The organism is Burkholderia sp. WP42 (genome assembly GCF_000745665.1).
GTDB classification, from domain to species: Bacteria; Pseudomonadota; Gammaproteobacteria; order Burkholderiales; family Burkholderiaceae; genus Burkholderia; species Burkholderia vietnamiensis.
In genome coordinates, this window is record NZ_JQJT01000009.1 from 27,450 (window position 1) to 40,602 (window position 13,153).

The 13,153-nt window shown below is 61.2% G+C and carries 13 protein-coding genes and 3 pseudogenes; 9 read left to right on the forward strand and 7 right to left on the reverse strand.

Features of this window, described 5'->3' with window-relative positions; all coding sequences use genetic code 11:
- Position 1 precedes the first annotated feature (1 nt).
- Positions 2–1,279, reverse strand: coding sequence for an acyl-CoA dehydrogenase family protein (locus tag EX20_RS04015; RefSeq protein ID WP_014725905.1), 1,278 nt, complete (start codon positions 1,277–1,279; stop codon positions 2–4).
- Positions 1,280–1,553: 274 nt separating this feature from the next.
- Here EX20_RS04015 and EX20_RS32715 point away from each other — a divergent pair.
- Positions 1,554–1,690 (forward strand): annotated as a pseudogene (locus EX20_RS32715) (ABC transporter permease); the annotation flags it as partial.
- A gap of 5 nt (positions 1,691–1,695) precedes the next feature.
- On the opposite strand, the pseudogene EX20_RS33385 reads toward EX20_RS32715, so the two are convergent.
- Positions 1,696–2,946: pseudogene (locus EX20_RS33385) on the reverse strand (DUF4158 domain-containing protein); the annotation flags it as partial.
- Here EX20_RS33385 and EX20_RS32435 point away from each other — a divergent pair.
- The 8 genes and pseudogenes from EX20_RS32435 to EX20_RS04055 all read left to right on the forward strand — a co-directional run bounded on the left by EX20_RS32435 (position 2,830) and on the right by EX20_RS04055 (position 9,101).
- Positions 2,830–3,180, forward strand: a complete 351-nt coding sequence (locus tag EX20_RS32435; protein WP_175464249.1) for a hypothetical protein — start codon at positions 2,830–2,832, stop codon at positions 3,178–3,180. The pseudogene EX20_RS33385 and the gene EX20_RS32435 overlap by 117 nt on opposite strands.
- 155 nt (positions 3,181–3,335) lie before the next feature.
- On the forward strand, positions 3,336–5,126 hold the full coding sequence (locus EX20_RS04025) for a nitrite/sulfite reductase (RefSeq protein WP_034192725.1): 1,791 nt from the start codon (positions 3,336–3,338) through the stop codon (positions 5,124–5,126).
- A complete protein-coding gene (locus EX20_RS04030) occupies positions 5,123–5,530 on the forward strand; it encodes a DUF934 domain-containing protein (RefSeq protein WP_034192726.1) in 408 nt (135 codons plus the stop codon). Before EX20_RS04025 ends, EX20_RS04030 begins: the two co-directional genes overlap by 4 nt.
- A gap of 114 nt (positions 5,531–5,644) precedes the next feature.
- Positions 5,645–6,037, forward strand: a pseudogene (locus EX20_RS04035) (cupin domain-containing protein); the annotation flags it as partial.
- A 610-nt stretch (positions 6,038–6,647) separates the two neighbouring features.
- Entirely contained in the window at positions 6,648–7,307 is a 660-nt protein-coding gene (locus tag EX20_RS04040; RefSeq protein ID WP_034192880.1) for a carbonic anhydrase, read from the forward strand.
- Positions 7,308–7,368: 61 nt separating this feature from the next.
- Positions 7,369–7,839, forward strand: coding sequence for a cyanase (cynS, locus tag EX20_RS04045; RefSeq protein ID WP_034192727.1), 471 nt, complete (start codon positions 7,369–7,371; stop codon positions 7,837–7,839).
- 95 nt (positions 7,840–7,934) lie between these two features.
- The gene (locus EX20_RS04050) at positions 7,935–8,414 is read left to right on the forward strand and encodes a nuclear transport factor 2 family protein (RefSeq protein ID WP_034192728.1); all 480 of its coding nucleotides are present in this window, start codon (positions 7,935–7,937) and stop codon (positions 8,412–8,414) included.
- Positions 8,415–8,843: 429 nt separating this feature from the next.
- The gene (locus tag EX20_RS04055) at positions 8,844–9,101 is read left to right on the forward strand and encodes a hypothetical protein (protein ID WP_034192729.1); all 258 of its coding nucleotides are present in this window, start codon (positions 8,844–8,846) and stop codon (positions 9,099–9,101) included.
- 422 nt (positions 9,102–9,523) lie between these two features.
- On the opposite strand, the gene cynR is transcribed toward EX20_RS04055, so the two are convergent.
- The 5 genes from cynR to EX20_RS04075 all read right to left on the reverse strand — a co-directional run bounded on the left by cynR (position 9,524) and on the right by EX20_RS04075 (position 13,128).
- Positions 9,524–10,411 carry a transcriptional regulator CynR gene (gene cynR, locus EX20_RS04060; RefSeq protein ID WP_034192881.1) on the reverse strand — a complete coding sequence of 296 codons (888 nt, stop codon included), beginning with the start codon at positions 10,409–10,411 and terminating at the stop codon, positions 9,524–9,526.
- A gap of 985 nt (positions 10,412–11,396) precedes the next feature.
- Positions 11,397–11,885 carry a GNAT family N-acetyltransferase gene (locus EX20_RS04065; RefSeq protein WP_034192730.1) on the reverse strand — a complete coding sequence of 163 codons (489 nt, stop codon included), beginning with the start codon at positions 11,883–11,885 and terminating at the stop codon, positions 11,397–11,399.
- Positions 11,882–12,151: a type II toxin-antitoxin system TacA family antitoxin gene (locus tag EX20_RS04070; RefSeq protein ID WP_011880168.1), complete on the reverse strand. Its 270-nt coding sequence runs from the start codon at positions 12,149–12,151 to the stop codon at positions 11,882–11,884. The genes EX20_RS04065 and EX20_RS04070 overlap by 4 nt, the downstream gene beginning before the upstream one ends.
- 100 nt (positions 12,152–12,251) lie before the next feature.
- Positions 12,252–12,395, reverse strand: coding sequence for a hypothetical protein (locus tag EX20_RS30235; protein ID WP_156126939.1), 144 nt, complete (start codon positions 12,393–12,395; stop codon positions 12,252–12,254).
- 166 nt (positions 12,396–12,561) lie between these two features.
- The gene (locus EX20_RS04075) at positions 12,562–13,128 is read right to left on the reverse strand and encodes a cupin domain-containing protein (protein WP_081350632.1); all 567 of its coding nucleotides are present in this window, start codon (positions 13,126–13,128) and stop codon (positions 12,562–12,564) included.
- Between the last annotated feature and the right edge of the window lie 25 nt (positions 13,129–13,153).

A 13,153-nucleotide genomic window follows, 5' to 3' on the forward strand; every position in this document is an offset into this window, starting at 1 on the left:
TTCAGGCGGCGGCCTGGGAAGCGCCCTGCGCGGCCGGTCCGCTGCCGATGGCCCAGACATACGGCGGCTCAGTGCCGTTGATCTCCCAGTCCCCGACGATGCGCGCCTTGAACACCAGTGGATTGTGCGAGGCCGCGGTGCGCGCATTGCGCCAGTGGCGATCGAGCCCCTTCGCGACGCTCGAGCCCGATGCGCCGAGCGCGTTGAACAGATCGGTCGTCGCGCGCAGCACGAGATCCGAGACCACGATCTGCGCACGTGCGGAGTCGAGTTCCGCGTCGACGTTCGCCCGGTGCTCGGCCTGCTCGTCACCTCCGAAGCGGGCCTCGTATGCGCGCTGCGCCGCCTCGCTCGCGCGCACCGCCGTCGCCTCGGCCGCGAATACGCGCGCCGCGACCTCGCCGACCACCTGCTGGATCTGCGGGTCCTGCGCGAACGACGGCGCATTGCCGTGGCTGAAGATGCGCTTGCGTGCGCCCACCTCTCGCGCGATGTCGCGTAGCGCGGCGTGTCCGGTACCCGCAAGCACCGCGAGCAGCACGAGCTGGTAGAACGCCGTCTGGTACTTGAAGCGCGTCGCGAAGTCGATGACGTTCTCCGCTTCGACGCGTGCCGCGTCGAAGCGGGTCGTGCCGCTACCGGTGGTGCGCTGGCCGAAGCCATCCCAGTCGTCGCTGCGTTGCACGCCGGGCTGGTTCGTTCGCACGGCCGCGATCACGTCCCGGCCGTCTTCGTCGCGCGCGAATACGTCGATCCAGTCCGCGAAGATGCTGCCCGTCGAATAGTATTTCTCCCCGTCGAGAATCCAGCCGTCGCCATCGCGCCGCACGCGTGTGATCACATCGCCTATTGCAACGCTGCCGACCTCGGTCCACGCGTTGCCGACGAGTTCACCCGCGACGAAGCGGCGGAACCATTCGTCGCGCGCAGCACCCGGTTCGGAATTGAGCCGATCCTCGACGAAAGCGAAGTGCCCGCGCAACGCCTGCGGCACGTTCGAGTCGGCGGCGGCCAGTTCGATGAGCAGCTGTACCAGTTGCGGCAACGACGCGCCCGCACCGCCTCGTTCGACGGGCACTCGCACGGCGCCGAACCCCGCCTTTCGGAGCCATTCGACCGGCTCATACGGCAGCATGCGAGAACGCTCGCGTTCGAGCGCACCATCTGCAATACGAGCGAAAATCGGGCGAAAGCGTTCTGCCAGGCGCTCATAATCCGTGCCTGTCGATAATTGCGAATCGAAAGACTGGACGGATTTAAGGTGATTTGATGCGGTCATATTGGCTCCAGCAGATCAGAAATGGCTGCAATGCCAGGACTAAAGCAGAAGCCGTGCCATCACGCACCATCACCGGAACCGCATTGAGATCACCCGAATTCGATTGCAGCGCTGCTGATTAATCAGCAAATATGCTGACATGCTGCTGTTTGGCGGGCAAAGGTCCGTATATATTTATCAGCCTGACGATATCGACTTATTGGCATGCTGCAAATGTCAAAGCAGCTATTACCACGCATACTCCGCCGGCGCGCCCACGCAGATCGAGCGGTAGTGGCTGCAGTTCGGCTCAAGCCTGGCGGCGACCGCCGTGAACCGCTGATCCACATCATGCTGCCGGCCATCGCCGGGCCGCTGCTCAACGGGGTCCGGCTCACGATCAGCATCTTGTGGGTCGTGCTGGTGCCGGCTGGTCTCCGCCAGCTTGCGCTTACTGGCACCTCGCAGTCGGACGGGAGTTCGGTCACGCCGCGGTCGTGCAGTGAGCTGAGGAGTTCGAGCTGCTGCAGGCTCGGCTCAGCCTCCCTGCCGGACAGCTCCAGTTCGCGTAACGGCACCAGCAGGTTGCGGATGCGATGATGATCGTCGGTCAGCGTTTCGCGAACGCTGGCTGCGTGACTCGTCGGCGGCTTGTCTGACAGATCCTCCAGCAACTTGCCAATGTCGTCGAGCCGTTCTTCTGCGGAGCGGCTTATATCGTTGACGAGCACCTTGATTGACATCAGCTGCTGGCCGTACTCGACAGCGGACCGGGCGTGCTTGACCGTCGTCCGATCGTAGACGTGCCGAACGAGATCGGACACGCGGCGACCCGTTTGGTAGAGCAGCGCGTCGGTCAACTCCAGCAGCGTGAAGTGCAGAAAATGATCTGCTATATCGTGCGCGTCGACGCCTTGAGCTCACGAACCTGGGCGGGACGCCGGGCCTGTATGCACTGTGCATAGGCACGCTGCTTCTCGATCGGCACCGCGTCCAAGTTCCACGTACGAGTGCCGAGTGACTTGAGGAAACGGACCTGCGAAAGTGTTTCGGTAATGGTCGACGGGCTGTGCCGTGCCGGCGGCGTCTTCAGCCATCGAGCACGGTCATCCCTGACGTGCCGTGTTGCGTGGACAAGACCGCATCGGCGCGCATCAATTCGGAGTCGCTGACGGTCGCCTGAATCGTGGCGAGCAGACCGCGTTCGGCCTCCACCCAGATCGCTCGCCCCAAATCCCGCAGCGTTCGCTCGGCAGGAATCAACAGTCGCCGCTCGTACAGCCAGTAATGCGCATGCTGGACGAGTTCGTCGAGCGTCAGCGATTCGGCCGCATCCTGACGCATCCATGTTCCGAGGCCGGTCCACTGGTCAGCGCGGATCGACGTCAGGCCGAGGCATTCACACGCCCACACCTGGTGCTCGTATTGAGTCTTGTAGCGTTGGTAGAGCGCGCGCAGCGATGCGATCGACGGCGTCGGCAGACCGAGGCGCTCGCCGACATAGCGCAACAGTTGCCGTGGAAGGGTGCCAACGTGGTCCTGCGTGTGGCCGCTGGCCCGCAGAAAGCCAGTTGAACGGCGGCGCCCGCGCGACGATCGCGCCGGAAACGTTCGTTGATCGCAGCTACGTCGCTGTCGTTCAGCGCGAAGTAGCACTGGACGTCGAACTCCGACAGTCGCGCGGGCAAGCGATCTTGCTCCACATACCGAAATTCCAGGCCTGGCATCTGCTGCCTCCCGTCACGGTCGCAATTGAAAATTGCGGGCACGTAGCTTACCGCAGATCGCGGCCGGGACTGCCGACGGTAGCCGGAATCGACCGCAAGGCCTTGCTACAGAAGGCTTTGCGGCGAAACCGCCAGATTTTGCACGAAAAGGACGATTACCCCCAATGTGACTGCCAATCTACCGCTTACGAATGACGAACGGTGCTTTGTAATGTCGACCACGGGTCAGCTTTTCGACTATCTCACACTGCTACGCTCGTTTGAGTGTCGTCTGCTGCTTTAACTGCATTCCGGGGCACGATAACGTGAACGCTCCATGTCCACCGGATCCCGGCATTTCTGCAGCCACCATGTATCGTTACAACGAATTCGACAAGGCCTTCGTGGCGAATCGCGCCGCTCAGTTTCGCGATCAGATCGAGCGCTGGCAAAGTGGCAAACTCAGTGACGCAGAGTTTCTGCCACTGCGTCTCCAAAACGGTTGGTACGTGCAGCGTCACGCTCCGATGTTGCGTGTCGCCGTTCCGTACGGCGAACTCTCAAGTGCGCAGATTCGCGTTTTGGCACGCATTGCTCGCGAGTACGACGAGCCTGATACCGAAGTCTACCGTCGAGCGCTTGATGCCCAGCGTAAACTTGGCACCGAACGCCTGCCGACGCATCAGGCGCACTTCACGACCCGAACGAATGTCCAGTACAACTGGATTCCGCTCTCCAAAGCCGCCGACGTGATGGATCTTCTCGCAACCGTCAACATGCACGGCATACAGACGAGCGGCAACTGCATCCGAAACATATCCTGCGACGAGCGAGCAGGTGTTGCGCCGGACGAAATTGCAGATCCGCGGCCTTTTGCAGAACTGATGCGCCAATGGACGACGCTGCATCCTGAGTTCGCATTCCTGCCGCGCAAGTTCAAGATCGCCATTTCCGGCTCCACCGAGGACCGTGCGGCAACGGGCTGGCACGACGTCGGACTACGACTCGTCCAAGACGAGGACGGCGAACTTGGATTTCGCGTATTGGTGGGTGGTGGCATGGGCAGAACGCCGGTGATCGGCGTCGTGCTGCGCGAATTCCTTCCGTGGCGGCACATCATGAACTACATCGAGGCCGTTGTCCGCGTGTACAACCAGTTCGGCCGAAGAGACAACAAATACAAAGCTCGGATCAAGATCCTCGCAAAGGCTGAAGGCCAGCGTTTCATCGACGAGGTCGAAGAGGAATTCAGGCAAATCGTGGACTGTGACGGGGGGCCCCATACGATCCCGCAGGCAGAGTTAGATCGCATGAGGTCGTACTTCGCGGTGCCGCCCGAGGTGGCCGCGAGTCGCCCCGCCGATCCGGAATCGGACGGTGTGCGTACGGCAACTGCACGGCAGTCTCCCCACTTCGCGCGCTGGCTCGAGCGTAACGTCGCATCACACCGCGATCCGTCGCTGCGTATCGTCACCCTCTCCTTCAAGCGACCATTGCAGTCACCAGGAGATGCGTCTGCAGAGCAACTCGAACGGATCGCAGAGCTCGCGGATCGCTTCTCGGCAGGCGAAGCACGCGTCACCCATAGCCAGAATATCGTGCTGCCCTGGGTTCATGTCGACGATTTGCTCCCGCTCTGGCACGCGGCGGTTGCCGTGCAACTCGCAAGCGCAAATGTACATTTGCTCACTGACATGATCTCGTGCCCTGGCGGCGACTTCTGCGCGCTCGCCAATGCTCGGTCGCTACCGGTTGCGCAAAGCATCATGGAGCGCTTCCAGGATCTCGACGAACTGAATGACATCGGCGAAATCGACCTCCACATCAGCGGTTGTATCAATTCGTGTGGACATCATCACAGCGGGCATATCGGCATCCTCGGCGTCGACAAGGACGGCGCCGAGTGGTACCAAATCACACTGGGTGGAGCAGACGGCTCCGCGCGCAGCGGCGTTGCACGGCCCGGCAAGGTCATCGGCCCGTCGTTCGCGGCACATGAAATAACCGATGCCGTCGAGGCGGTGCTCGATTGTTATCTGGCGCTACGTGCGCGGTCGGGCGAACGCTACGAGACCTTTATCGAAACGTTGCGCCGGGTCGGACTCGAACCGTTCAAGTCGGCTGCCGATGCGGCTCGCACAACCGCGGAGACTCTTGCATGAACGCCGTTGCACGCATTCGTCTTCTCGACGCGGGCGAACATGCCGCCGACGCCGCCCCATCCGTACTCACGTTGCCGAACGATGCCGACCCGCGCGTGTACGCGCTCCAGATCGCAACCGCGACGCGCGTCGATTTGCATTTCCCGTCGTTTACTGACGGGCGAGCGTATAGCCAGGCTTATTACCTGCGCCGACGGCTCGGCTTCAAGGGCGACTTGCGGGCCACTGGTGAGGTTCTCGTCGACCAATTGCAGCAGATGGAGCGCATGGGTTTTTCGAGTGCGGTACTGAAGGAGGGCTCCGACAGCGAAGCGGCCCGGCGGCAGTTGGAACGATTTGCGGCGTTCTATCAGGGCGATGTCACCCGTGCTGCACCCTATCGTGAGAAGGACGTAGATCGCTGAACGACTACTGCTTCATGTGGGTTCACGACGCGAGATCGCTCGGCAATTTGATCTTCTTCCCAGTATTGCAGCAACTGGCAGGCATCGACCGCCGGTTGCGCGAAGGCGAGCTTCCACATCATCCTGCATGGGTCCGCGTGGCTTCACTATGCCGACAGGCGCGGCAGCATCCCGCTTGCCGCTGGTAAAGTCGTTTTTCTGCTGCCCGATGTGCCGCACGGATTGTCGCCGAGCCTGGTTGACCAGCGGGCCTGCGCCGTCGGTGGCAGCCGCCCGCTCGAGCGACGCGTGTCGTTGCAACCGCTCGCCCCGTCTGTCGACGGTAGCGTCGCCCTCGCCTGCGGCTTCATCGGGTTGCACTCCACCGTGTCGCACGCGATCGTGTCGCTCCTCGAGCTCGGGGCGAGTGGCGGCTGCGGCGATCTGCGCAATGCCGGGTCCCGCTTCGACCGCGCTGGCGCGAAGCCGCATTCATTCCGATCGTTCCCGCAAACGTGGTCCAGTTAGGGCGCAACTCGCCGTTCATACGGGCGGCACCGCCGCGTAACGCTCCCGACATTACACGCGCGGCCTGACGCTCGGCTATGGCATACGTCAATGATTACCAGCAGCCAAACGGGTTCGATTTGATTTCGAACTCTCGGGCAAAACCGGGCTGATCGAGCATCACGACCTTTGAGCCGGATATCGAGCCGGTGCCCGTCGAATTCAACGACCTGGTAAAGACACCTCGCGGCGTGCGCGGGAAGTCTTCGCTTCGCGGCGGGCCTTTCAGACGCGTCGCGTCAGCGGCACGCGTAGCGATGCTGAATCCACTCAGCAGTTCGCTCAGTGCGCCGCGTGGCTTCCAGTTGACGTATCTGCTCCGACCGCGGGAGCTACGAAACGTGCAGTGCCTCGGCGGCGCACGTGAAATAGCGGTGTTCCGGGACGGCCAGGAAGTAACGGATAGCCCACAACAGCATGGCGAATTTCCTCGCACCCGAGAACAATTGGTCTTGCCTATGGTTGGCATCATAAACCCATCTTGGACACTATGATGCAACAGGTCCATTCTCTGTTCAACGTATCGCACTGACCGACGCGGCGACGAACGCCAGACTGAATGGAGCTGACCATGCAAGAGATCATCGACGGTTTTCTGAAATTTCAACGGGACATCATGCCCGCTCGCAGGGAGTTGTTCCGCAAGCTGGCCACCAGCCAGACGCCGCGCACTCTGTTCATTTCCTGTTCCGATAGCCGCATGGTTCCCGAACTGGTCACTCAGCGCGAACCGGGCGACCTGTTCGTGATCCGCAACGCCGGCAACATCGTGCCTTCGTTCGGTCCCGAGCCGGGCGGTGTGTCGGCAACCGTCGAATATGCAGTGGCCGCGCTCGGCGTGACGGATGTGGTGATCTGCGGCCACTCGGACTGCGGCGCGATGACGGCCGTCGCAACGTGCAAGGGCCTCGACCATATGCCCGCCGTCGCGAACTGGCTGCGCTACGCCGACTCGGCGAAGCTCGTCAACCAGGCGCGTGAACATGCAGGCGAACGCGAGCGCGTCGACTCGATGGTGCGCGAGAACGTCATCGCGCAGCTCGACAACCTCAAGACCCATCCCTCCGTTGCACTGGGACTTGCGCAAGGCCGCCTCAATTTGCACGGATGGGTCTACGACATCGAATCCGGCTCGATCAACGCGCTCGACGCCGCGACTCGCCAGTTCGTGCCGCTCGCCGCGCATCCCGATGTCACCGCGACGCCCGCCGAGTGCGTGGCTGCGCTCTGATTCCCGGCTCGTCAAACCGACGGCCGATCTCACCAGGTTGATTTTCTCAAGGAGCAACATCATGACCCAATCGCAAGTCACACCGAACGCGCGCGAAGCTTTGACCGAAACGATCGTCGACGCGAAAGTGCGCAAGAACCTCACGTTCGAAGCCATCAACGAAGGCACGGGCCTGAGCCTCGCATACACGACGGCTGCGCTGCTCGGTCAGCATGCGCTGTCTGAGAATGCGGCGAAGCTCGTCGCCGAACGCCTCGGGCTCGACGCCGCCGCCGTGCGCCTGCTGCAAACCATTCCCGTGCGCGGCAGCATTCCGGGTGGCGTGCCGACCGATCCGACCGTCTACCGCTTCTACGAAATGGTGCAGGTGTACGGCTCGACGTTGAAGGCGCTGGTTCACGAGAAATTCGGCGACGGCATCATCAGCGCGATCAACTTCAAACTCGATATCCAGAAGGTTCCGGACCCGGAAGGCGGCGAGCGTGCCGTCATCACGCTCGACGGCAAGTATCTGCCGACCAAGCCGTTCTGAACCCATGATGCAAAGACGAAAGTTCTTACTGAGCACCGGTGCCGCGCTCCACGTCGAGCACCAACAACGCGCTGTCCCCCACAAGGAGATCCGAAATGACCTCATCCGCAGCAGTTCGTCCGCCGCTTCCGCCGTTCACGCTGGAGACGGCCATCGAGAAAGTCCGTCTCGCAGAAGACGGTTGGAATTCGCGCGATGCCGCCAAGGTCGCGCTCGCCTATTCGCTCGACACGAAATGGCGCAATCGCGCAGAGTTCGCGAACAATCGCACGGAAGCGCAGGCGTTTCTCGAGCGCAAATGGAAGAAGGAGCACGAGTATCGTCTGATCAAGGAGCTGTGGGCATTCGGCGGCAATCGCATTGCCGTGCGCTACGCCTACGAATGGCATGACGACTCGGGCAACTGGTTCCGCTCCTACGGCAACGAGAACTGGGAGTTCAGCGAGGACGGCCTCATGCAACACCGCTATGCATGTATCAACGACATGCCGATCAAAGAGTCCGAGCGCAAGTATCACTGGCCCTTGGGCCGTCGGCCGGACGATCATCCGGGACTGAGCGAGTTGGGACTTTGACGCCCGGCGCGTTAGAGCCGCAATGAGCGGTTCGCGCCCAACAATCTCGTGGCGAAGCACAACGGATTGTTGGGCGTGTGTTGAAGTTCACCGGTACTACTGGTTGTGTCGAGTGGTGCGCGAATCTCGTCTGGTGGCTCCGCCACTTCGGGCCGACGAAGGCCTAGCTGAGGAAGTGATCCACTGCCTCGTGAACCACATCCGACATGAAGGCGCAATAGCAAAACCTTCGCCCGGACATCCCCCGTCTGTTACGCGAGCGCATCGCGTGCGGAGACGAGGAGACCGTCGCTCTCAGGGTTTTCTAACGGCGGCGGCGCTGGTTTGCCCGCTAGCTGAATCTATGGTCACTGTTAGCAGAGTCTTCGAACCGCGACAGCACTACCATTAGTAAAACTGACCTTATCGAAACAAGGAAATGGAAACATCATGAACAAGAGAATCCGTCACATTTCTTACGTCCTGTCGGCACTCACGCTGGCTGCTTCCGCCACGACCGCGCTTGCTGCATCTTCCGCAGAAGCGGCTTCACCGGGTTACCACTCTGCTGCGCCGTTGATTCAGCGGAATGCGGCGCCGGAAGCTCAGCGCGCAATGACCCGCGGCGAGGTGATCAACGACATGATCAAGGCCGGGCAGGACGGTACTCTGCAACGCCTGGACGACACGGTCTTCCACGGCTCGTGACGCCAGACCAAGCGGCTGCGGCGAAGCGAGTCGCCTCGATGTGTCTCTGTCCAGTGGATCGTCAGTTGCAGCACTCAATGCGGCAACGATCACGGCGAATTCGATCGTGAATAATTCTTCAACCAGAGCCCACGTCGGATTTGCTGACGCGGCCGGATCTACAGCCATCAAGCACGGGGTTGACAGTTTGGCTAAGCGCCCTGCGATGAAGGTGTCGCGATCGACGCGCATGCTAACGCAGCGGCGGCAAGGCCGCTCGCCACTGAAATGTTGGATCGTTACCGAGGCCGCGACGGGTCATCAAAAGCGGGTTTCCTGTCGATGATCTCGGCAAAAACCGCTGTCGTAGGCAAATCCGCTCACGCTGCATCAGCTCCGATGCAAGTCTCTCAACTACTCGACACCGTCGATGTCGGAGAAGGTCAGGTCGACTTCCCGAACCGATCAGTGAGCAGCTTTAAGAACGCCCTGCTTGCTGCGGTGCGATACCCACCCTTGCGCTCTAAAACGGCGGCCGTGCGCGTCGGCAGAGGTGGATCGAGCGGCACGGGATGCAGGCCCTCTTGCACGCGTGCGATGTGATCAGGGAGAACCGTCGCCAGCTGCCCGCGACGCACGATTTCAACGATTGCACCGATGGTATCCACTTCGATTGCGACAAGTGGTCGAATCGCGTGACGCGCAAAATGCTCATCGATGAACCGGCGCGTCGCGAACGTGTCGTTCAACAACACCAACGGTTCCTTGCCAAAGTCACGCCCCGCGAGTGCCCTGCGGCGCGACGCACGCGGGTGGCTGTGGCCGACTACCAAGCTCAGCGTCTCCTCGAAAAGCGATTGGCTTTCTATGTCGGCCGAAAAGGCCGGATGGAATGCAACACCGATATCGAGCTTGTCGTCCGCAAGCTGCGCCTCCATCTGGTCCTGCGTGAGTTCGCGAATATCGATTCTGATGCCAGGATGCAGCTGATGGAAGTCATCGACGATCGGCCCGACCAAGGATGCCGTATAGGTCGGCGTTACTGCGAAACGCAGGCTACCCCTGCTCAGCTCCGCCACGTCGTGTATCGCCCTCACCCCTGCGTCAAGGTCCTGCAGCGCGAGTTTGGCGTAACGCATCCACGCTTCTCCCGCGTCGGTCAGGTGAACAGTTCTGCCGGAACGGTCGAACAGCGGTGTTCCCAAGGTGTCCTCGAGCTGCCGGATCTGCTGCGATAAGGTCGGCTGCGATACGTGAAGTGCCTCGGCAGCGCGCGTGAAATTCTTCTGTTCTGCCACTGCAAGGAAGTAGCGGATGTGACGGAGCAGCACGGGCATCCCCTCATCTATTGGTCATTCCTATCGACTCTATCGCAAACCAGACTTTGACACTATTGAAAGTCGCGTCCATTCTTGGTGCATCGAATCAACGCACACATTGAAGCTGATCGTGAAGGAGATCGTCGACAGATTGCGGAGACGCCGAACCGGCCCGTTAGGGCGCTGGTACTGAATGAAATTATTCTGTGGAAGGCATGATTGTGCGCTATCAGGTGACACATGATTCGACAGTGGTGGATTCCGGCAAGCGTGTACTGGCGAGAATCGAAGAAGGCGCGTCAACAAGGCGCAGGTCCAAAGCTGCGTGACGGTTCCTTTCTGCGTGGGCATCGATAACGTGATATCGCCAGCAGCGCGGCATCGAAATTCGGAGCTCTGGCAAAAATCGATTGCGGAACAGTCTCGAGCAGGCTGTGGTGCACCCGGCAGTAGTCGGCTGACGGATCGAGCCACTCCCTCTTCCACCGTGATGCAGTGACATCGGCGTCGTTCAGAACAAGACATCTGAAGCAATACACCAAGTACTTCCGGCCGAAGACCCACTCATGCGGCGTCTGGATCATGCTCAGAATGCCGTCGTTGAGCCGCGCTACGCGAGATAGACGGCACAGGGTTGGGGATAGAACTGGGGGGAACGAGGATCCAGCCGGCCTTGGTCAGGCTAGGCATCGCTACGCCTGTGCCCGATTCCCAGATCCAGTCCACGCTCGTCTGATACCGCGCCGCGATTCGACCCACCCAGCTACCAAACGCCTCTTCCAGGAAGGGCCGAGGTGCGATGGGCCACGGCCAGGGGGTGTCAAACATGCGCGCGGGCAACTCGTGCAAGGCGAGCGATATCGATGCACTCGTCACCGCTCCTGATCGCCCACTCTGGTGCTTCGTTGAGGATCGTAGATATGGCGCCAGTCAGCCCTCCGCTTATCTCGAGAATAAGCTGGACAAGCTCACGTCGCGACAGATTCAATGCTCTACCCTACTTGACCGTCGCCAACGGCAAAAACAATGCCAACGGGTCGTGCGTGATGGGTTGGAAGCCGAAGTGGCCATAGAACGCCGCGGCGCCCTCGTCCTTCGCGTCGACGGTCAACGCGACGGCCGGGATTTCCGAGCTGGTCGCGCGCCGCAGCGCATTGACCAGCAAAGCGGCACCCAGCCCCCTGCCCCGATACCGGCGATCAACGGCCAGTCGCCCCATGCGCACCGCCGGAATCGTGGGATAGCGCGGCAGCTTGCGCGCTATTTCATGGGGCAAATTCGCCAACGCGACGCTGGCGGCTGACAGCGTGTAATAGCCAGCAACGAAATTGCCGTCAAGCATTACAAAGCACGCGGCGACGCGACGGCGAACGTCCTGCGTCACCGTTTCGCGCAAGTAGCGGTCAAGCGCCGGCGTGCCACATTCAAAACCGGTTCGATCATGGGCTGCGTCGAGCACGGCCACCGTGAGCTGCGGACCGGTCATTCGTTACGCAGCAACTGGTCATGACGACCCAGTGCCCGCTGCAAGGCGTCCGTGGGCTTGGCGGGCGATAGAATCGCCGCGGCGAAGCGCTCCGAATCCGCCACCGACAGGCGAATCAAGTCCGCGTCGGAAATGGCGCGTTGCGCGGCTTCGCGCGCAGCGGACACGACGAAGTCCGACATCGTGCGCCCCTGGATCTCGGCGGCCCGGCGGATCACCGCCAGCACGTCGGTCTCGACGCGTGCTTCAAAGCGAGTAGTAGCCATAAGGTGTTACCTCCTTGCGCTACTGTACGGAAATTTGCCGGGCTCGTCAAGTTGTACGGAAAATTGCCGGGGCATTCGCGAGTATCGAAGCCGGCGCCGGTCAATGCGTACTCCCGTGAAACGGCGCTTGGGGCAGCGTCGCCCGATCCAGCGTTCCGGGTACCAGTTGTCTGATCAGTTCCGGGTCCAGGTTCAAGCCCTTGCCCGGTTCAATCGTCACTTCTTCCTTGCGTTTGCGTGGCATAAAGTGGCTCCTTGGTCGCCGGTTTATGCCTCGCACACAAAGATTCGGATAGGCTCCGTCGTGCAGTCCGACACCGGAAATTCAATGACGCATTCATTTCGTATTGCGGATCTGATATCCCCGGATGCGCCCCCTGTGCGGCAGCGCCCGCAACCCCACCGATTCGTCAGGCCTTTTTGCTTTTCTGTCTGCCGGACGACTTGTGCTTCCTCGGTGCGGGACCGGTTGTCGTGTGCATCGTGAAGACCTGCGGCATGTTCGCTTCGCCGTCCATGTAATCTGCCGTGTCGATCCGGCCGACCGTCTTAAGGCTGCGAATCATCACCTTGCCGCTGTCGGGATAGGTGCAGACCTCGTGCGGATCGTTCAACCCCATGGCCAGGTACACCAGATCCTCGTCGAACGGATTCGCCAGCTGGTGTCCGATGCCGCTGCTTGCCGGGCACGAGATGCAATCGCCGGGACCGATTTCGCGCAGCGTATCGCCATAGCGGAACACCCCGCGTCCCGACAGCACGAAGAAGACCTCGTCCTCGCGCGCATGGGTGTGAAACGGACAGGCAGTGCGGCCGGGCGGCACGCGTGAAAGATTCACGCCGATTCTGCCGGGAACCGTGTCGAGCACAGGCGTAAGTGATTTGTAAGACCCACCCCAGTGCGTTCCTTCCATGTGATCGACCGCCTCGACATCTTCGACGTTGACGACATTCAGCTGCAGGCGCTTTTTCTTCATCTTGTGTCCTTGCTTGCGGGGCGGC